The 18,677-nt window shown below is 40.7% G+C and carries 26 protein-coding genes and 4 pseudogenes; 13 read left to right on the top strand and 17 right to left on the bottom strand.

Annotated elements, in window-relative coordinates; genetic code table 11:
• From K6984_RS20725 to K6984_RS34390, 3 genes are all read right to left on the bottom strand, one after another.
• On the bottom strand, window positions 1–1,174 hold a 1,174-nt coding region (locus K6984_RS20725; RefSeq protein WP_221897229.1), incomplete at its 3' end, for a hypothetical protein.
• Between the two features lie 54 nt (window positions 1,175–1,228).
• The gene (locus K6984_RS34395) at window positions 1,229–1,354 is read right to left on the bottom strand and encodes a hypothetical protein (protein ID WP_263458822.1); all 126 of its coding nucleotides are present in this window, start codon (window positions 1,352–1,354) and stop codon (window positions 1,229–1,231) included.
• Window positions 1,355–1,456: 102 nt separating this feature from the next.
• A complete protein-coding gene (locus K6984_RS34390) occupies window positions 1,457–1,579 on the bottom strand; it encodes a hypothetical protein (RefSeq protein ID WP_263458790.1) in 123 nt (40 codons plus the stop codon).
• Between the two features lie 12 nt (window positions 1,580–1,591).
• On the opposite strand from K6984_RS34390, the gene K6984_RS20720 reads away from it, so the two are divergent.
• Both K6984_RS20720 and K6984_RS31490 read left to right on the top strand, forming a co-directional pair.
• Window positions 1,592–1,963 (top strand): helix-turn-helix domain-containing protein, encoded by a 372-nt coding sequence (locus K6984_RS20720; RefSeq protein ID WP_221897228.1) that lies wholly within the window; start codon window positions 1,592–1,594, stop codon window positions 1,961–1,963.
• Window positions 1,964–2,119: 156 nt separating this feature from the next.
• Window positions 2,120–2,434: pseudogene (locus tag K6984_RS31490) on the top strand (DDE-type integrase/transposase/recombinase); the annotation flags it as partial.
• Here K6984_RS31490 and K6984_RS34385 read toward each other — a convergent pair.
• On the bottom strand, window positions 2,425–2,550 hold the full coding sequence (locus K6984_RS34385; protein ID WP_263458821.1) for a hypothetical protein: 126 nt from the start codon (window positions 2,548–2,550) through the stop codon (window positions 2,425–2,427). The pseudogene K6984_RS31490 and the gene K6984_RS34385 overlap by 10 nt on opposite strands.
• A gap of 25 nt (window positions 2,551–2,575) precedes the next feature.
• Between K6984_RS34385 and K6984_RS31485 the strand changes: the two genes are divergently transcribed.
• The gene (locus K6984_RS31485; RefSeq protein WP_230988219.1) at window positions 2,576–2,713 is read left to right on the top strand and encodes a hypothetical protein; all 138 of its coding nucleotides are present in this window, start codon (window positions 2,576–2,578) and stop codon (window positions 2,711–2,713) included.
• Window positions 2,714–2,846: 133 nt separating this feature from the next.
• The gene (locus K6984_RS20710) at window positions 2,847–3,074 is read left to right on the top strand and encodes a hypothetical protein (protein WP_221897227.1); all 228 of its coding nucleotides are present in this window, start codon (window positions 2,847–2,849) and stop codon (window positions 3,072–3,074) included.
• 26 nt (window positions 3,075–3,100) lie between these two features.
• On the opposite strand, the pseudogene K6984_RS20705 reads toward K6984_RS20710, so the two are convergent.
• A pseudogene (locus tag K6984_RS20705) lies at window positions 3,101–3,259 on the bottom strand (DDE-type integrase/transposase/recombinase); the annotation flags it as partial.
• Between the two features lie 453 nt (window positions 3,260–3,712).
• Between K6984_RS20705 and K6984_RS20700 the strand changes: the two are divergent.
• The 4 genes and pseudogenes from K6984_RS20700 to arsB form a co-directional block, all read left to right on the top strand.
• Window positions 3,713–3,826: pseudogene (locus K6984_RS20700) on the top strand (IS6 family transposase); the annotation flags it as partial.
• Between the two features lie 174 nt (window positions 3,827–4,000).
• Window positions 4,001–4,135: a hypothetical protein gene (locus tag K6984_RS34380; RefSeq protein WP_263458820.1), complete on the top strand. Its 135-nt coding sequence runs from the start codon at window positions 4,001–4,003 to the stop codon at window positions 4,133–4,135.
• Window positions 4,136–4,453: 318 nt separating this feature from the next.
• A complete protein-coding gene (locus K6984_RS20695; protein ID WP_221897226.1) occupies window positions 4,454–5,572 on the top strand; it encodes a hypothetical protein in 1,119 nt (372 codons plus the stop codon).
• A gap of 437 nt (window positions 5,573–6,009) precedes the next feature.
• Window positions 6,010–7,149, top strand: coding sequence for an ACR3 family arsenite efflux transporter (gene arsB, locus K6984_RS20690; protein ID WP_221897237.1), 1,140 nt, complete (start codon window positions 6,010–6,012; stop codon window positions 7,147–7,149).
• 1,011 nt (window positions 7,150–8,160) lie between these two features.
• On the opposite strand, the gene K6984_RS20685 is transcribed toward arsB, so the two are convergent.
• The 3 genes from K6984_RS20685 to K6984_RS20680 form a co-directional block, all read right to left on the bottom strand.
• Window positions 8,161–8,502, bottom strand: a complete 342-nt coding sequence (locus tag K6984_RS20685; RefSeq protein ID WP_221897225.1) for a hypothetical protein — start codon at window positions 8,500–8,502, stop codon at window positions 8,161–8,163.
• Window positions 8,503–8,518: 16 nt separating this feature from the next.
• Complete coding sequence (locus tag K6984_RS34375) at window positions 8,519–8,653, bottom strand: hypothetical protein (RefSeq protein ID WP_263458674.1); 135 nt, start codon at window positions 8,651–8,653, stop codon at window positions 8,519–8,521.
• Window positions 8,654–9,444: 791 nt separating this feature from the next.
• Complete coding sequence (locus K6984_RS20680) at window positions 9,445–9,582, bottom strand: hypothetical protein (protein ID WP_221897224.1); 138 nt, start codon at window positions 9,580–9,582, stop codon at window positions 9,445–9,447.
• Between K6984_RS20680 and K6984_RS20675 the strand changes: the two genes are divergently transcribed.
• Window positions 9,539–9,850 (top strand): hypothetical protein, encoded by a 312-nt coding sequence (locus K6984_RS20675; RefSeq protein WP_221897223.1) that lies wholly within the window; start codon window positions 9,539–9,541, stop codon window positions 9,848–9,850. The two genes, K6984_RS20680 and K6984_RS20675, sit on opposite strands and share 44 nt — an antisense overlap.
• Here K6984_RS20675 and K6984_RS31480 read toward each other — a convergent pair.
• Window positions 9,820–9,921, bottom strand: a pseudogene (locus K6984_RS31480) (IS6 family transposase); the annotation flags it as partial. The gene K6984_RS20675 and the pseudogene K6984_RS31480 overlap by 31 nt on opposite strands.
• A 21-nt stretch (window positions 9,922–9,942) precedes the next feature.
• Between K6984_RS31480 and K6984_RS34370 the strand changes: the two are divergent.
• Entirely contained in the window at window positions 9,943–10,071 is a 129-nt protein-coding gene (locus K6984_RS34370; protein WP_263458596.1) for a hypothetical protein, read from the top strand.
• A 121-nt stretch (window positions 10,072–10,192) separates the two neighbouring features.
• Here the strand turns inward: K6984_RS34370 and tnpC are convergent, their stop codons facing one another.
• The 3 genes from tnpC to tnpA form a co-directional block, all read right to left on the bottom strand.
• On the bottom strand, window positions 10,193–11,635 hold the full coding sequence (tnpC, locus tag K6984_RS20670; RefSeq protein ID WP_221897222.1) for an IS66 family transposase: 1,443 nt from the start codon (window positions 11,633–11,635) through the stop codon (window positions 10,193–10,195).
• Between the two features lie 88 nt (window positions 11,636–11,723).
• Window positions 11,724–12,047 carry an IS66 family insertion sequence element accessory protein TnpB gene (gene tnpB, locus K6984_RS20665; RefSeq protein WP_221897221.1) on the bottom strand — a complete coding sequence of 108 codons (324 nt, stop codon included), beginning with the start codon at window positions 12,045–12,047 and terminating at the stop codon, window positions 11,724–11,726.
• Between the two features lie 29 nt (window positions 12,048–12,076).
• Window positions 12,077–12,418, bottom strand: coding sequence for an IS66 family insertion sequence element accessory protein TnpA (tnpA, locus tag K6984_RS20660; RefSeq protein WP_221897220.1), 342 nt, complete (start codon window positions 12,416–12,418; stop codon window positions 12,077–12,079).
• An 18-nt stretch (window positions 12,419–12,436) separates the two neighbouring features.
• On the opposite strand from tnpA, the gene K6984_RS20655 reads away from it, so the two are divergent.
• Window positions 12,437–12,712 (top strand): hypothetical protein, encoded by a 276-nt coding sequence (locus tag K6984_RS20655; RefSeq protein ID WP_221897219.1) that lies wholly within the window; start codon window positions 12,437–12,439, stop codon window positions 12,710–12,712.
• A 146-nt stretch (window positions 12,713–12,858) separates the two neighbouring features.
• On the opposite strand, the gene K6984_RS20650 is transcribed toward K6984_RS20655, so the two are convergent.
• The 5 genes from K6984_RS20650 to K6984_RS20635 all read right to left on the bottom strand — a co-directional run bounded on the left by K6984_RS20650 (window position 12,859) and on the right by K6984_RS20635 (window position 16,913).
• Entirely contained in the window at window positions 12,859–13,041 is a 183-nt protein-coding gene (locus K6984_RS20650) for a hypothetical protein (RefSeq protein ID WP_221897218.1), read from the bottom strand.
• Window positions 13,042–13,068: 27 nt separating this feature from the next.
• Entirely contained in the window at window positions 13,069–13,197 is a 129-nt protein-coding gene (locus K6984_RS34365; RefSeq protein ID WP_263458600.1) for a hypothetical protein, read from the bottom strand.
• Window positions 13,146–14,084 (bottom strand): AAA family ATPase, encoded by a 939-nt coding sequence (locus K6984_RS20645; RefSeq protein ID WP_221897217.1) that lies wholly within the window; start codon window positions 14,082–14,084, stop codon window positions 13,146–13,148. Before K6984_RS20645 ends, K6984_RS34365 begins: the two co-directional genes overlap by 52 nt.
• A gap of 52 nt (window positions 14,085–14,136) precedes the next feature.
• A complete protein-coding gene (locus K6984_RS20640; protein ID WP_221897216.1) occupies window positions 14,137–15,807 on the bottom strand; it encodes a hypothetical protein in 1,671 nt (556 codons plus the stop codon).
• 470 nt (window positions 15,808–16,277) lie between these two features.
• Window positions 16,278–16,913 (bottom strand): P-loop NTPase family protein, encoded by a 636-nt coding sequence (locus K6984_RS20635; RefSeq protein ID WP_221897215.1) that lies wholly within the window; start codon window positions 16,911–16,913, stop codon window positions 16,278–16,280.
• Window positions 16,914–17,130: 217 nt separating this feature from the next.
• Between K6984_RS20635 and K6984_RS20630 the strand changes: the two genes are divergently transcribed.
• Window positions 17,131–17,343 (top strand): hypothetical protein, encoded by a 213-nt coding sequence (locus K6984_RS20630; RefSeq protein ID WP_221897214.1) that lies wholly within the window; start codon window positions 17,131–17,133, stop codon window positions 17,341–17,343.
• Between the two features lie 312 nt (window positions 17,344–17,655).
• Entirely contained in the window at window positions 17,656–18,597 is a 942-nt protein-coding gene (trfA, locus tag K6984_RS20625) for a plasmid replication initiator TrfA (protein ID WP_221897213.1), read from the top strand.
• Window positions 18,598–18,677 lie beyond the last annotated feature (80 nt).

Genomic DNA, 18,677 nt, shown 5'->3' with positions numbered 1-18,677 from the left:
TATCTAATTCAACCCGAATATTTGATTCACCAGCAATTGCTACTGCCCTAGCAAATATTAACCGCGTTCTTTGACCAGCAGATATATTGCCTCCCTTTTTGTGTATTATGTAATCATTTGAAAAAGGGTCGTCCAACTCAAGTTCAACGCAAAGCCCCATGTGATTAATTACATTTCTTGCATCGGCATTTGGGAAAATCACATTATCAGTAAGAGTTCCTTCCCAAAGCTCCTGACTATCACCTATTATCACAGGTTGGTCAAGTTTCGAGTTGATTAAAGAACCCAACCGGTTATCCATCTCCAATTTGATTCTTTTTAGCATCTTTAGAGCCACAATTCCCCTTGGAAGCCGAAAAAAACTCGATACTATGGGAAGACCGACCCAGAAGAGTTGCTTGGAATTGAGAAGCTCGTCCGGGGCTACATAAGAGTGGATGATCGAAACCACTATAAATGGAGCAAATCTAGAAAATGCGTTAACGTATATTTCAAGTGACTTGAGAAAAGAATCGGCATTACGACAAAACATTTCAAATTTAAATATTTTTGATAGTTGGCGAAACTGTGCGCCCGAACGTTTATTGACGCCTTGATAGCTGGTGCGAAATTTCGTAAACGAATTAAGTTTTCCTGTTCTTAGGTCTGTCAGTTTTTGAACGTGGCGGTAGTAGAAATTAGATTTTTTCACCAATTGGTTTATAAATGGAACAAAAGGAACTAACCCCAGTATTACCAAAGTTGGTAAGAAGCCGAATTCAATAGTGGATAAAATGCTTAGGACAACAATAAAAAAACAATCAAAAATAAACTGGTAACTTTCAATAAGGTGGTCGGTGTAAAGATTGTAATTTCGATATATAATTTTTCCTGACCCAGGGGTTGATATATTCCTGTATGTAAATCGTTTTTTGAAAATTTCTCCAGATCGATTTAGTATTTTTCTTGATGCGAAAAGTCTAGCTAGGGTAATCGGAACTTCTAAAAATGTAAGAAATGCTACAAAATATATATCCTGCGTGTTAAAAGTTTCTTCAGTAACCAACCTGGAAAAACTAAAACCCATTGCAACAGGAATTGAAGATGAGGCAATACTAGCTATAAAAAGCAAAAGGACCCATAGGTCAGCCTGACGTTGAAGAATTTTTAAAGTCGTTATTTTAAAATTTTTCAATTATCAATACCCCTGAATTCGTATAATAAGTGCATAACCCTCTGGAAGTAGTAGCTAGCAATATACCAGTTGAATTAAGACAAGACATAGGTGTAAAGTAAACAGCCAGTGAGGTAGTAATGACGAAGCGGCTTTTGTGCGTAGTCGTTGCGGACGCAGGGCGTTCAGGGCATCTCCCATCCGCTGCGTAGGTGAACGAATTATGGCGACAGGAGTCCCGTAATTTCGTGAGGTAGCATGGCGCGCCTGTGTCCTGAAGAAAGACATTATATAGAAATCGAACTAAAAACAGGCGCGCCATGCTACCTCACGAAATTCCGGGACTCCTGTCGCCGTAATTCGTTCACCTACGCAGCGAATAGGAGATGCTCCAGCCGCCCTGCGTCCGCCACAGACTGAGCACAAAGCAGCTCAGTCATGGCTACCACAAATGGCTCTACGGCTATTCGGGATAAAATTTTAGCCTCCCTCGCGCGCTATCGCGCACTTCGGATTGGCAAAATTTCCCTGCGCCTTCTGGAGACTATCAGCCCGTCCGGGGCTGACAGCGAGGGAACTTCTCATAATAAAATAGCAAAATCCTTGGGCCGTAGCCAAAGCAATATTTCACGAGAAATTAAGCGCAATACAGGACTAAAGGTTCTGTCGCATAAATCCACCTTCCCGACGTTATCTGGGTTCTGTCGCAAAAAAAACAAATATTTGTGTAAAATCAACTGTAACCTGTTTTTATGCGATAAATGGACAAAACACCATCGCAGGAGAAAAACATTCTCACCACATTGTTAAAATTACGATAACCTAGTGTTAAAGCCAAGTACCATGTGGTATTTAGAAAAGCAATGGCTTGAAAAATAGAACCATTTTTAGATGAACATGCGAACCTTATTTGGCTTAAATTTAATCTTATGATCGTAGGTAATATGGTGATTTGTTTTTTGCGACAGAACCAATGGCCGTCCTGAATTAGTCAATATTGATAAGAGTGGTTCCAATAAAGCAGCGCTTAATAGCATCAATAAGGAAGACTCAGATGCCCCTAAAGTGGACCCCATTGTAATCCGTCAATGTAAATATTTGAATAATATTATCGAACAAGATCATAGGAACATTAAACGAATAACTCGCTCTATGTTGGGTTTTAAAAACTTCCATAGCGCCCAAAAAACATTAGCAGGTATTGAGATAATGAAAATGATCAAAAAAGGACAAATGTTCGGAGGGGATGGTTTATCTCCTGCAGGACAGTTTTATTCATTACAGGAGCGCCATGCTACCTCACGAAATTCCGGGACTCCTGTCGCCGTAATTCGTTCACCTACGCAGCGAATAGGAGATGCTCCAGCCGCCCTGCGTCCGCCACAGACTGAGCACAAAGCAGCTCAGTCATGGCTACCACAAATGGCTCTACGGCTATTCTGGGATAAAATTTTAGCCTCCCTCGCGCGCTATCGCGCACTTCGGATTGGCAAATTTCCCTGCGCCTTCTGGAGACTATCAGACCGTCCGGGGCTGACAGCGGCGGTGTTCACAGCTTAAACACGAAAAAAATGCAGCATAAGCTATTTTAGACGAATTACAAGCCCTCACAAACACTAGACTTACAAAATCTATAAAAGATGATCTGGATTCGACCATTACCTACTTTAGCAATAATATCACCAAAGACAGAATGAACTATGCTCACCATGTTGAAAAAAAATTACCGATTGGCTCTGGTGTCACTGAAGCCGCTTGCAAAACATTGGTTAAGCAACGACTTTATGGTTCGGGTATGCGCTGGAAAAACAAAGGAGCAAAAGTAGTGCTGAGCTTAAGAGCTTTAGTTCAGACTACAAATAGATGGCAACAGTTTTGGGATAAGATTATTCAATTTGGTGTGGAGCACCAAACTGCATAAAACATTATATTAAAGCCACACCCATCAGGAAAGCCATTATTGTTAATCGTTTGTTTGAAAAATGCGGTTGCAGCCTCTTCATCACGGCGCTCAGAAAGCATGAAATCAAGCGTATCACCTTGACTATCAACAGCTCGGTATAAATAGGTCCACTGCCCCTTCACTTTGATATACGTTTCATCCACTTCGGATTGGCAAATTTCCCTGCGCCTTCTGGAGACTATCAGCCCGTCCGGGGCTGACAGCGAATGTCCTGTACAAAAAATACACAATATAACCCTATCCTATATGTACCGTGGCTTTAATCCAGTTACTCAAAAGTAATACACACTTTTATCAACAGTTCTTGTGGGTAACTACGATATAAGAATTGTTGCTCACAATTTACACATAGTAATGTCACAGGGTTATTTATCTCTGCATGGCGTGATACATACGTCTTAATGTGAGTTATCAAGACAATAAAGCCTCACTAATAGTAATAGTTAAATGCGGGTTGAACGGAAATCAAGTATTCATTAGGGTAGGTAAAATAGGGGGATAACTTTTACATGAAGGGTAAAGGTTCTGTCGCATAAATCCCCCTTCCCGACGTTATCTGCTATCATAATTCTCAATTTCAATAAAAGGTGGATCACATGCTCAGCTTCAAAGGCACTCACTTTCAAAAAGATGTCATTCTTTATGCTGTTTTCTTTTATGTCAGGTATGACGTTTCGTATCGCGACCTTGAAGAAATTATGGAAGAAAGAGTCGGGGAGTCGCTATTTTTGCGAAAGCTTGTTTTGGGCATCCCAGCCCAAGCAAGCAGCAAAAACTTAACGCGACCACTTATGCCTCCGGCGGCCCCGATTCGTCCTCGTCACCTCGTCCCGACCCAACAAGGGGTCGGAACATAGGCTCCAAATGACTTGACGCCGTGTCGGATGGCCTTTTATTTTGTCTCCACCTTCGCTAACGCTCAGACTCCGACAAAACAACGGCCCTACGGCTATCGCGGACTAAAAATCATCACTTCGCTTAGGCTACGTTTCCCTGATTTTCAGCGGGAGATGCCCTGAACGCCCTGCGTCCGCAACGACTACGCACAAAAGCCGCTTCGTCATTACTACCTCACTGGCTGGACGGCTATTCGGAATGCAATTCTTGCTCCTCTCGCGTGCTGCTAGCACACGTCGAATCAGCGAATTGCCCTGTCGCCTATCAGGGACTAAAAATCACCACTTCGCTAAGCTCCGTTTCCATGATTTTCAGCGTATGAGCAAGCTTTAACGTTATAATAAATTCTTGCGATAGAACCAATTTAAGAAAAAGGCATTGCCAATTAAGGCTACAAAAAAAAGAAATACAGAACTTTTAGAAACCCTACAGGATAAAAGATGAAAACTAAACTAATGACAGTCGTCGTGTTGATGATTTTATTCAACAACATGGTTCAAGCGGAATGGAATTCATTCCGCCCCAGAGAAGAGGCGGAAACCCCAGTGCCTAAACCAGCCGGTGAAATTCCCAATTTAACCGCAGAGGAAGTGGAGAAGGCTAAGAATGAGGAAGATAGAAAACGGTTTGAAGAAGCCGCGAAACGCTTAGAGGAAGAAACGAAACGAATCGCGGAGGAAGAAGCACAGCGTCAGGCAGAAGAGGAGAAAGAACGGAAAGCCGCAGAAGCCGCAGAAGCCGCAGAAGCCGCAGAAGCAGCGAAACTATTAGAGGCAGAAATGAAACGAATCGCGGAGGAAGAAGCACAGCGTCAGGCAGAAGAGGAGGAAAAACGGAAAGCCGCAGAAGCACGCGCTAACGATTATCCTGAGCTTTCTTTGACAATGGCCAAAGTGCTTTATTTACTTAGAGATGACCCTGAGAACTCTCACCGTACGTTTTCTTTCTATCCTGAAGTATCGGGCTGGCATATCTTCCAGACATATGGACCTTCAGACACGGTTATGGAGATTTATCATAATGAACAGTCAATTGTAAATACGGGCAAGAGCGATGGGGATGATGGGCATGATAATAACGAGCTTCAACATAAGTATCTTGAAGCGGGTGAGAGATATGTAATCCAAGTATATCTACAAAGTAGATCTTGGTCAGGTAAAGCCATCTTGAATGTTAGGGCTGAAGAACCTTTTAGAGAATACGAGTCCCATCTAACCGTAGGACTTGCTAAGAAATTTTGGCTATCTACAGACGACTATGACCAGACTCACTTTACAACTACGTTTACTCCTGAGACTACAGGTCGGTATAACATAGAAACTTACAGTGCTGATGAAGATACCGTGATGGAGATATATCACCCTGATGGATACTCTATGGTCGCCTCGGGAGAGAGTGATGGAGATAGGGGGGTCGATAATGAGGAATTACAAGTCAAGACGTTTGAGGTCGGTAAGACCTACACAATCCAAGTCTACATGGAGGATTTTGACAACGACGGTTACGCATGGGTACATGTTTGGCGCAGTACTTGGGATCCGATTACTCTTGCCAATTAAGGCTACAAACAAAAGAAATACAGAACTTTTAGAAACCCTACAGGATAAAAGATGAAAACTAAACTAATGACTCACATTCGCTGAAAATCAGGGAAACGGAGCCAAAGCGAAGTGATGATTTTTAGTCCGCGATAGCCGTAGGGCCTTTTATTTTGTCTCCACCTTCGCTAACGCTCAGACTCCGACAAAACAACGGCCCTACGGCTATCGCGGACTAAAAATCTTCACTTCGCTAAAGCTCCGTTTCCAGGATTTCCAGCGATTGTGTATTTCAGCTACTCAATAATTGGGAAACTTCAGCTTTAAAAGCTACGCGTCAATAAAATGCTGTAACTCCTTTAGAAACTCTGCCTAAAGATGAATTGGCAGCCAAACTTAACAAAATTGGTCAATTAACGACTTAATAGGAAAATAAAGTGACTGAAAAACAACATAATATGGGCTTCTTTGAGCGCTATCTCACCCTATGGGTAGGACTTTGTATCGGTGCTGGTATTCTATTGGGTGTCTATGCCCCAGAATTTGCCAAAACACTGGATAGCATGAGTATTGATGTGAATGGTGCTCCCGTAGCCTCCATTCCTATCGCCATCTGCCTGTTTTTTATGATGTATCCGATTATGGTAAAAATTGATTTCACTGAAGTGGTTAAAGCGGGGAAAAGTATCAAGCCCGTATCATTGACACTGATTGTTAACTGGGCAATTAAACCATTTACGATGTATGGCATTGCCTATCTGTTTTTGGGGGTGTTGTTTCAACAGTTTATTGGCACGGATGCTGTTGATTTGGTAAAGCTACCATTTGGGCTGGATTTGCCTGTGGGCAGTTATTATGGTTCGGGCACGGTGGTGATGCATGATGGAGTTAAAATGATGACTGTACCTTTATGGCGCAGTTATCTGGCAGGCTGTATTTTACTTGGCGTTGCACCTTGTACCGCAATGGTTTTGGTCTGGGGGTATTTAGCAAAAGGTAATCCTGGACATACACTGGTGATGGTCGCCATCAATTCATTGGTGATGCTGGTTTTATTTGGTGTGATTGGTGGGTTTCTATTAGGAGTTGGCCAACTGCCTGTACCTTGGGAAGCCTTACTATTATCAATTAGTATTTATGTCGCATTACCTTTATTTGCGGGTTATTTTTCGCGTAAGTGGATTGTAGCGCATAAAGGTCTGGATTGGTTCGAGAAAAAGTTTCTGCATATCCTAACGCCCATTACCATTATCGCTTTATTGCTAACGCTGGTTTTACTCTTCTCATTTAAAGGTGATGTCATTACTGAAAACCCTTTAACTATTTTATGGATTGCTATTCCTCTAGCCTTACAAACTCTTCTGATCTTTTCAGTTACTTATATTGCTGCAAAATGGTGGGGGTTTTCTTATGAAAATGCTGTCCCTTCAGCGTTGATTGGTGCATCAAACCATTTTGAAGTAGCGATTGCTACGTCGGTGATGTTGTTTGGTTTATCGTCGGGGGCTGCTTTGGCAACGGTTGTTGGTGTATTGATTGAAGTCCCCTTAATGCTGGCATTAGTCGGTTTTTGTAAACGAACCAAAGGCTGGTTTTAGTCAATATGTCTTTTTATCGTTATGTTGATCCTGATAAATCGCTGCGAGAAAAATGCTTAACGGGGTTTATGGTCCGAATTCTGTGTTGACCCCTGGAAACGGTAAAAAACTAACCAGGATGATGTTTTTTGCTAATATCCACGAAAAAGATAGAATAAATTAATTTTCTATCGCTGAAAATCATGGAAACGGAGCTAAGGAAGTAGGTTCGCTTGGTGGTTGGAGTTGTGTGAAGGATGATGATGTAAAAAATAAGTATCACATTTCGAGGCCAAAAAATATTAAATGACTTTGTTGGGTTGGTGCTTATACGTAAATGGCGTGTACTTTATGTTTTTAAAAAATCGCTGTATATACTGTTATATATGGCGTGTAGGTTTTTTTGTTTTTTCTCTACTACTAGTACCTACAAGTAACTTGTAGTATCTAGAAATACTTGTAAAGAGTCTTTTGCTTTCCGCTTCAAGACAGCTGATTTATTTAAAACCATAGTAAAAAAAGGCAGGAGGGGAATTGATAGTTTTTAAATCATCAAAACAAAAAAACATCTCCCTGTAAGATAGTTTATCTTTTGTATATTTCAATATTTAACTCTTTTATTTCAAGCAAGCACTCTCCATAAAGGTTGGGTCTGTTGTGTTTGTTTGCTGGCTCCATAGAGGCTTCTGATGGGTTTTTTGAGAATATGATTGTATGTTTTTGATTCTGAAGTTTTTCGCTCCCTTAGCTCTTAGGTTTAAAGCAAAACCAGATTTTACTCAACCAATGATTTCTTCTTCAATTAGATTAAATTCTTTTTCTTGTGATCTTAATGTTTTTTACCGACCCTCGTAATCAGCAATACGTTTGTATTGTTTATTCTTTGGTAACTACTCAGCGTGTTTTTTAACTTTAAAATAAAATGGATATATTTTAATTTAACCTGACTTTAGTCATTTTCACCTTTAAAAATGGGTGAAAATTGGACTAAAATTCAGAGAGATACATTAATTATTATTTTAAATCAATCTTTTATGAGTTTAAATTACGCTGAGTAGTTACATTCTTTGTTGAATTATCTAGTGATATTTCAAGTTTTTCAATTTTGTATTCAAAAAGGTCTTTTACGTCACGATGAGAGACTTCTGAAGACCTATATGCGCTGGTGTAACTGTATGTAATGCTGTTAGCATTGAAATCAATAACTGTCGGTTTTGCTGTTGATCTTTGCCCGGAACTAGTCTTTTGCCATCGCTGAAAATCAGGGAAACGTAGCCTAAGCGAAGTGATGATTTTTAGTCCGCGATAGCCGTAGGGCCGTTGTTTTGTCGGAGTCTGAGCGTTAGCGAAGGTGGAGACAAAATAAAAGGCCATCCGACACGGCGTCAAGTCATTTGGAGCCTATGTTCCGACCCCTTGTCGGGACGAGGTGACGAGGACGAATCGGGGCCGCCGGAGGCATAAGTGGTCGCGTTAAGTTTTTGCTGCTTGCTTGGGCTGGGATGCCCAAAACAAGCTTTCGCAAAAATAGCGACTCCCCGATGGCATGCTTTATCGGTGATTGTAGAGGCTGTATCATGCTTAATTGTTCCTAGCCATTTGCCTGATGGTGTTTCCAAATAGCTTTGAGGTATAGTGGGCATTGTTGAAACAAGCCTCTCTGAAGCAAAATTAAATTTTTCAGATAGTTCATCACTTATTTCAATAAGGCGGCTAAAAACCCTTAATAACTCTGGTTCATAAGCTAATTCATTTTCTTCATTAACATATACAGAACCACAATCACTATCGTATATTTCTATTGAAGAAAGTTGGTCATTAATACCTAAAGAAATATCATAACTCACATTATATGACTCATCCTCAATCGTATATCCAATATCACAAACTTGGCAATCAGGTTTAGTACTAAAGACATCTGGATATATAGAACCAATTTTCTTCGCACCACAGATTTTTTTTAATAATCTCGTATACCCAGATTTACCCGACCCATTTTGACCATAAATCACGGTTAAACCTTCATTAAACAATACTGGCTCGTTTGGATGAAGAGCATTTATTCCCTTAATATTTCCTATAGACCTTAGCTCAACCTTTGAACCTTCCTCATCCATTGTAAAAGAACCTGTTTGCATGGGAACAAACTCTGGAATAATGTCATCTTCAAAATTAATCCCTGCTTCAATACCACATATTTTATACAGTTCATCTAAATCAAACTGATCTAAGTCACCTTTTTCTAATAATCTACGTGTTGCATCTTGAAGCCAGTTGGAGCGACTCTTAAACCATGATTCTAATTGTTCAATATGTTTACCCATTTACCAATCTCCCTGAACAGGCGCGCCATGCTACCTCACGAAATTCCGGGACTCCTGTCGCCATAATTCGTTCACCTACGCAGCGGATGGGAGATGCCCTGAACGCCCTGCGTCCGCAACGACTACGCACAAAAGCCGCTTCGTCATTACTACCTCACTGGCTGGACGGCTATTCGGAATGCAATTCTTGCTCCTCTCGCGTGCTGCTAGCACACGTCGAATCAGCGAATTGCCCTGTCGCCTATCAGGGACTAAAAATCACCACTTCGCTAAGCTACGTTTCCATGATTTTCAGCGAATGTCGTCTTCCCGTCGGTTCTGTCGCAATAACTATCAAAAGCGCAGACCTCCTGGTCTTCAGGCATAACTATCCTGCTAAAGCCATAAACTGCTTATAAGCAGGAATACTTTCCTCAGACAACTGTCCCTTTCGGATCATATGTGCCGTTTCAATTCCATCAATTGTTGCTTGATCGGGGAGTCGCTATTTTTGCGAAAGCTTGTTTTGGGCATCCCAGCCCAAGCAAGCAGCAAAAACTTAACGCGACCACTTATGCCTCCGGCGGCCCCGATTCGTCCTCGTCACCTCGTCCCGACCCAACAAGGGGTCGGAACATAGGCTCCAAATGACTTGACGCCGTGTCGGATGGCCTTTTATTTTGTCTCCACCTTCGCTAACGCTCAGACTCCGACAAAATAACGGCCCTACGGCTATCGCGGACTAAAAATCATCACTTCGCTTAGGCTCCGTTTCCCTGATTTTCAGCGTTAGCAACGGCTGTTTGCACAAGACTGTAAAGTAGTGCGCTGGCATTTGCACCGCGTGGTGTCTGGTTAAACAGCCAGTTTTTACGTCCAATCAGAAACGGTTTGATATGCCGTTCAGCTGCATTATTATCAATTTGTATATTACCGTCATCAATATAGCGGATCAAGCTACCCCACTGGTTAATAGTGTAACGAATGGCTTTACCTATTGCGCTGTCCTTTGCTGTCTTGGTAAGGTTGTTATCGCACCACTGCTTTAACTCTTCCAGTAAAGGTTTGCTTTTTTCCTGACGCTGTAAATAACGTTGCTCTATCGTCAGGTCTTTGATCTGTTTTTCAAGTGCATACAGTCGGGCAAACTTACGTAATGCGGTTTGAGCCAGCCCCATTTTATTCTTGCGACTCTCTTTAGGGAGGGCTTTTAGCGCTTCATCGAATTTACGCCGCGCATGTGCCATACACCCCACGAGGATACAATCATCTGATGCCAGTGCATGATAGCCTGCATAGCCATCTACCTGCAAGTGACCTGAAAAGGCCCGCAAGAAGCTTTCAGCATGCGCTCCTGCCCGCGTTGGCTGATAATCATACAAAACGATCGGGTGCTCGGATTCATGCCCACCACTCTGATAGAGCCACATATAGGATTTCGTCTCTCGACCATCCCGAATCACATTTAAGGTTGTTTCATCGGCCTGGAGGATCTTCTGTAGAATCAGCAGAGCATGCAGTCGATCATAAAAGGGCAGGAGCAATTCAGCGGACTTTAATACCCAGTTAGATAGCGTGGCACGAGAAAGGTCAACACTTAAGCGCTTGAAAATGGTTTCCTGCCGGTAAAGTGGCAGGCTATCCATGAACTTGGCGACAATAATGTAAGCTAATAAACGTGCCGAGGCAAAACTACGAGGAATGGGCTGTGCGGGTTTTGGTGCACTGATAATGCCATTTTCACAGGTGCGGCAGCCATACTTGATCTGTATATGTTCAATGACTTTGATCTGGGCAGGAATGATTTCTAGCTGCTCTGACTTGTCTTCGCCAGCCTCATGCAATGCATGACCGCAGGCACAAAAACGCTCTGCTTCAGGTAATTCATAACGGATAACTTCGCGCGGGATATCTCTGGATAATGGCTTGCGGCCTGGCTTTTTACGCTGATAGCTTAGGGTTTCTTCAGGGTCGGAATCATCCTGCTTTAAGCTATCAAGAATGGACTCCGCTTCATTAAACAACTCCATTTGACCCGTACATTTCTCACTGGAGGTGCCAAAACGCTTATGTTGCAACAGACGAAACTGCTCCTCATACCATGTCAGTTTTTCCTGTAATTGATCCACTGTCGACTGATAGTCCAGCACCATTTTGTGCAGTACATTCGTCTCGTCTGGCAGTGTTTCAGGAAGTGATTTCATGGTGTTTATTATACCACCAAACAGGGTTAAATAATCATTTAACTGGCTGTTTTATTAGATATTTTCCACGTAAAATAACGGCAACAAATCAATTATTTATTAAGCCAGAAATAGCGGTATGAGCTTGCGCTTGCCGATAGGATAAACCTTCCAGTAACCAGTGTAATTCACGTAAGGTTAATGATAACGGATGTTCGTTTAACTCGGTTGGCCACTGAAACTTCCTCTTATCCAGGCGCCGATAATAAAGCCAGAACCCATTACACTCCCAATAGAGTATTTTCAGTTTATCGCGAGAGCGGTTACAAAAGACAAAAATACTTCCGGCAAAGGGATCATGGCCAAACTGTTCCGAAACAATCAGTGACAGACCATTGATAGATTTACGCATATCAGTAACGCCGGTCGCCAAAAAAACTTGATTAACAACAAGCCCGTTTATCATGAGATAGACCTAACCAGTTTCAGTAGCGGCTTTAATGATGCAAGTTCTGTACTGGCACAAATTTCCAGACTGAAGCCATTAGAATGAGTCACTTTGATAACTGATGAATCAGCAGGTACACCTGATCCGTTCAACATGTCCTCTGCAACCAGTGTTACCGGAACCAATTGCTTGACTTGTAACACTGGTGGAGCGAGCGAACTGAATTGCTTTTTGTAATAACTGAAGATATGCGGCTTGATATCATGGGCTTTGCAATACCCGACCTGAGTTAAACGACTGGCTTGCCATTGCGGTATATGATTTTGCATAGCCGCTTTATTTTGAGATGGACTCATAAATTACTCCTGAGTTAATTGGAGGTATTAGTCTGCCATTTTTTATATTGGTTTAGAATGTGTACTTTAATTGACGCTTACGTTAAAAAAGTCGATGCTAAAAGGTTGGATGACTGCATTCAGTCTTTGCATGTTTTAAATATGTTAGACCAACCTGTTCATTTTATTTGTTCTTTGTCACTGTTGCTTTCAGGAGACCAGGTTATTGAAGTATTGGATGAGCTTAAGTTATTTGTACAACTGGTTGATAGGCCCGTAAAAACAAAGGAAGGATGGAAAAAGGTGTTTAATTAACCTTTTTCCATCCTTTTAAGTGGTTATAGTGGTTTTCTAGGCCTTGGTGTTGGCACACCAAGGCTTTATTTTGGCGAAGGTATTGAACCTAAGAAGAGAATATTTATTGCCTTTGCTATAATTCCTTATCCCGAACTCAGGTTAAATCAAGATAAAAAAACTGGAACATTGAGTATAAGTGGATATTTACTTTGGTCGTATAGCTTCCGCTGAAAATCAGGGAAACGGAGCCTAAGCGAAGTGATGATTTTTAGTCCGCGATAGCCGTAGGGCCGTTGTTTTGTCGGAGTCTGAGCGTTAGCGAAGGTGGAGACAAAATAAAAGGCCATCCGACACGGCGTCAAGTCATTTGGAGCCTATGTTCCGACCCCTTGTTGGGTCGGAACGAGGTGACGAGGACGAATCGGGGCCGCCGGAGGCATTAGTGGTCGCGTTAAGTTTTTGCCGCTTGCTTGGGCTGGGATGCCCAAAACAAGCTTTCGCAAAAATAGCGACTCCCCGCCTTCTGACGTTTCTTTATATCGTGTAGCCATTTTTCAAGAGTACTAATTTGAGTAATCAGAGTATCACAGGTAATTTCTGTTTGATTGATAGCTTCGGATGCAGAATGCAACCATTCTGATAGGTGTGAGCGGGCTATTTTGATAGTATCAATATCATTTTTATTTAGAATTTCCAGCTTAAATAGGCTATTGCCCTTAATACGATTATCGAACCTCCCAAGAACAGGGGAAATAAAGTCAGCAATTCCTTGATCCCAGGCCTCACGCAATTGCTCAATAATACCTTTTGAAAATATAGTGCGCTGCATATCAGACCAATTATTAAAATTAGGCCGCGCAGTCTTTATCTCTGAACGAAGAGTATGGGCAACACCTATAGCTGATGTTGCTTTTACAGGAAGATCACCCCCAACATATCCGGGGCGATTTTCCTTGCGTTTGATGGTTTGATAATGCACATTGGCAGAGCTATTTTCTTCTGCTGCTGCTGCGCATTTCAGCTCATAAAGAAACGTAAGATCATGCGTAAATACAATTACCTGACGGTGTTGAGATTCTTCGACTAACCTAGCAGCAACATATTTTCTATTAATATGGTCAAGCGAGGACATAGGATCATCAAATATAATACCTGAATGCAAACTTGAGGTTACAAGCTCTGCTAGAAAAGTAGCCAGGGCAATACAGCGATATTCTCCCTCACTAAAAACGTCACCAACAGGCTCATTGGGTTTTTCAGCAAAACAAACCTGAAAAAAAGAAACCGCATTTCGGTCTTTAACTTTGCGTAGCTCTACAGGCAGGCTACCCAAAAGATTAATTTTTTCTACCTCACGATAAAAACGCTCTTTTAAAGCATCTGTAACCAACTTATCTGATAACTCCTTATTTTTATTCGTTACTCCTCTCTTTGCCGTTGTCCTATTTTTTTTTGATCTTTGCAATTTCTTGTTGACGAGATATTTCTTTTTTTACATCTTCAAATATTGAGCTTAAATGTTTACGATCTTTAAGCTCATTTAATTCCCTTATTAACGCTATGCGCTCTGGTGTTTTATCATCTGCTAAGAGTTGAGAAGCGCGCTTAGACAGGGATTGGTTTATTTCATTTAGCCGACTTTCAGGGATTTCAATAGCCTTTGCTTGAGGTGATAACCCACGCATATATATCCGTAAATGCCATTTGGCTGTAATCAATGCAACACGGACATTTTTAGCCAGTTTGCTTTCGCCTAAATCTTTTTCAAGAAAAGCAATTGCATCCCTAATAGTAGAAAGAGAAATATCTGCCGTTTTAGATTGAATAATATTTTCTTTATATGCAGTTATGGCCGTTGTTTCATCAGATTTAGTCGTGCCTTGAATAAATTCCTCAAAAGTTAAACGCCTTAAAACAGCCTCTTCATCAAGCTCTTGTTGGCACAACACACAGAAATCTCCGTCTGCATTGGCTTCTGGGAACTTCTTATTTGGGTACGCTACTTGATCTGAATACTGCCTAGCAGCCTCCCAAAGCTGCTGCCAGACTTCCTTACCAACATCAGGCAATGGAGAAGCTGCAAAAATCTTTTCAGACGCTAATTTAGCGAGCTTCATTTTATTATCTCGTTCTTGTCTCAAACTATCACGGCGATTAAAGGATTCTTCTGTAATCGCATTATGTAGCTTTTGAAACTGCTGTTTATATAAAACGAGAGATTTATTTTGTCGCTCAATTTTTTCTGCCGATATTTTAGGGTTTTGTGCAAAATCAATTTCTAACTGATATAGGCGTGTTTTTTCTTCTTCGCTTAATGTAGATAACTCTTTGAGCGTCTCTAGGCTTGATTTGTCAGACAGCCCATAAAGGAATATACCCGCTTTGGTTTTCTCATTTAAAGATGGAGTTTTGATCGCTTCTGGTGTTTGCTTGATAAGCAGGGCAATTTGATTATCTAAATTATTTTTTATCGTGTCGCATATATCTGAAAGTTTACCTAAAATCCGCATCGGTTCCGGGGTATAAGCAATAGGATTTGTTTCATCTACATGAATATTCGCACTCTTAGAGTCAAAGACACTCACAGATGATAAGTTCGGAAGGCTTGATTTTTTAGGATTCCAATTAAGCGTTGTCTCCTTATCACCTGTTGAAAAAATAATATTCGCAGATTGCGCCTTTGGTTCAATATCTTGAATATCACCACGAATATCAAGCTTACCATCACGCGTATGGCAAGCATGTTTAAGAATCCTAGCATAGCCTGATTTGCCCGATCCATTATCTCCATAGACTATACTTAATCCCGTTTTTGAAAACTCAAGACGTTGTTTCTCTGCAAGGGCATTAATGCCAATTGGATTTTCAACGCTCACTATTGATACTGGCTCACCTGTAACTATCCCTGCCTTAACATCATCACTTGTAAGAGGATCGAATGAAGAGGATGAATCAAGACAAATTTTTGTAAGTTCCTCAATATCTATTGAGGACAAATCACCCTCTTGCAGCACAATTCTTTTCAAAGCATCGCGTTGCCATGATGGTCTATCTAACGACCACTTAACTAAATCACTTAAAGCTTGTCTTTCCGTGTAAACATTTGTTTCCATTGCCCCCCCCTCTTTTTTCGGTTCTGTCGCAAAAGATAAGTATTTGTGTAAACTCGGCTATAAACCTGTTTTTATGCCTCTCATGACAAAGTATCATGCAGGAGACAATATTATCAACTTATCGGGATAATTGAATGGATAATCCAGGTATGATCTGGTGTTCAGGAAAATAATTACTTAAAAAATGGCGCCATTTTTAGTTGAGCATGCAAACCTACTTTGGGTGAACTTAAATCTTATGATCGTAGGTAATAGGCTATTTTTGGTTTTTGCGACAGAACCATAAAAAGGGCGTGGTTAGGAAAAGCAAACCTAGTGGCGTATACAGGCGTTTTATCACAAAAATACACCCTTATAACCCTTGAGGTGTGTGTCGCCCCACATGGCTCTTTATGTGGCTAGATCGCAACGAATGGCAAAGAGTTTGCAGGTTACAGTTGATAACACATGCCTTTGATAATTCAATCATACTATTCCGCTTCTATTTCTTTTTCTTCGATTTTCTCAAGGGCTGCTTTAACGGTAAAATATAATGCTCTTGATAGGTTATTAACATTACTAGGCGGCGTTTTAAAAGGCTCTATATCACTTTCTCGTAATCGTTTAACGGCTGCCACTTTCTTAATTTTTCCGATAATCTTCCCCTCTGGAAGCTTAGAAAAATATTCCCTAAAGTCGCGTAAATGTTCATTTTCATTACTTGATACCATATTCATAATGAACCTTACATTTTTAGCCCCGTACTCTTCTAGTTGTTGCATATGTTTTATTGCCATGTCCACGCCTTCGGGGTCTGGGATAACAGGCATTAAAACAAGATCAACGCTTTCCGCTATCCATTTATCAAACTTGGGGCGATTACCACCGCTATCAACAATGCAAAAACCATCACTATTAATGGCTGCACCCATTAGAGTAGATAGGGTTTCTGGTTCTCTTGCATCATAATACATATAAGGCCGCCCATTAACCTCTATAGGCTCTCTGTCGTCTGTGTGCATTAAATAAGCAGGGGTATTCTTCCATGCTGCGCCTAACGCTAAAAGATGGGCTATAGAAGTTTTCCCTACTCCGCCCTTAGTTCCAACTATTACTATACCTTTCATACTTTCGCGCTCCTGTCTCTTTGAATGATATATCTTAGGGCTTCGCTTGCGCTAACAACTTTCCCAACCTCTTGCGCCATTATCACGGCTTGAGCATTGATATAGTCAATATCCCTTTTTAGAAGCTGAGAAGCTGATTATTGAAGCTAAGTTAATAGAAAGAGAAAATATTGGCTTAAAGCTTGTTCAGGAGCGCGATAAAGAGCATTTAAAGGCTGTGCATGCGGACAGTAAAGTAGAAAGCTTAAAGTCGAGTTGCCGGTATTTAAAGCACACTTATGATGAATTATTACACCGAGAATATGATTGCATGGCGATTACAGGTACTGGTGAGCGGTGCAGTAAACCAGCTAAGGTAGATTCTATTCAAAATGGGCTAATGATTCGGGTTTGTTTGCAGCATAAGAAGTTAGCAGAAGAAAGAAAATGAAGGCATTTTCTTTTTGGTTTTTAATAATTATTTAAAATAAAAACTAAGTTAGATAAGTTAAAAGATAGTTAATATATGTTACAGGGTAAAAAAAAGATCTGTAGGCTTGATTATAGAAAGGATATAGAAACATACCTGTTCCTAAAGTCACAGTAAACCGTTCCCAAAGTCACAATGCTGTTCCCAAAGTCACAGTCTGATTTTTAAGTTCTATTTTTGCATTAAACATAGAAAAATAAATAAATAATTCCTGATACCTCAATAGTATTGTATAGTGCATCATAATGTTTTATTCCTGATACCTCAATAGTTATGGCTGACTTTCTTTCTCCTGATAAGCATAAACAAACGGATTTCTTTATCTGTGATGTCTTTGATACTTATAAGGATGACACCGCTTCTATGGAACATCCTGTATTTAGTCTCTCAACTAAGCCTGACCATCGAATGTTGGTGTATGAGCACAACGGGAATACGATCAAAATTAAACCCAGCTATACAGGATTAGCTACGATCCATGATAAGGATATATTGCTTTATCTTACATCTTGTTTGATGAATGCAAAAAATAATGGTGAGCGTATATCTAATAGAGTGAGGTTTACAGCGTACGATTATTTACTTTCTACAGATAAAAAGATTAACGGTAAATCTTATATTCAGTTAAAAGATGGGTTAGAGAGATTAAGTGGAACCCGGATTGAAACTGATATACAAACAAATGGAAAAGAAGTTCTTTCTGAATTTGGATTGATTGATAGCTGGAGTATCGTCAAAGAAGGAAAAGATGGAAGGATGGTTGCCGTAGAGGTAGTTTTGTCTGAGTGGTTTTATAGTTCTGTTTTAGGTAATGCGGTACTTAGTATAGATCGGAAGTATTTCAGCATTAGGAAGCCAACAGATCGTAGGTTGTATGAGTTAGCTCGAAAGCATTGCGGTAATCAAGTAGCTTGGAAGATTGGATTAAATAAACTTAAAGAAAAGATAGGCTCGAATTCGCCACTAAATAAATTACGGTTTAATATAACTAAATTAGTTGAAAAAAATAACCTGCCTGAATACAACATATCAATGAAAAATGATGTGGTTATGTTTACAAGAAAAGAACCTCCTAAAGAAAACAAAGCACCTAATCAACTACCCAAGCATGTTAGTAAAAAAGAGGTTGAGAAGCTGGCTAAGCCTGGGGAAAATTATGATCAGGCTGAGAGTAGGATTAAGGGGTTGAGGGATGCGTTGGGGAAGTCCACTTAATTAATTCTTGCCCTAAATGTGGCAAAGAAATGATACTAGGAACTGCTAATCGTGGAGATAATCAAGGAAAGAAATTTTGG

The sequence above is a fragment of the Bathymodiolus japonicus methanotrophic gill symbiont genome (assembly GCF_019721995.1).
GTDB lineage: Bacteria > Pseudomonadota > Gammaproteobacteria > Methylococcales > Methylomonadaceae > Methyloprofundus.
The sequence above is the reverse complement of the archived record's forward strand: the minus strand, read 5'-3'. Positions and strand labels throughout refer to the sequence as shown.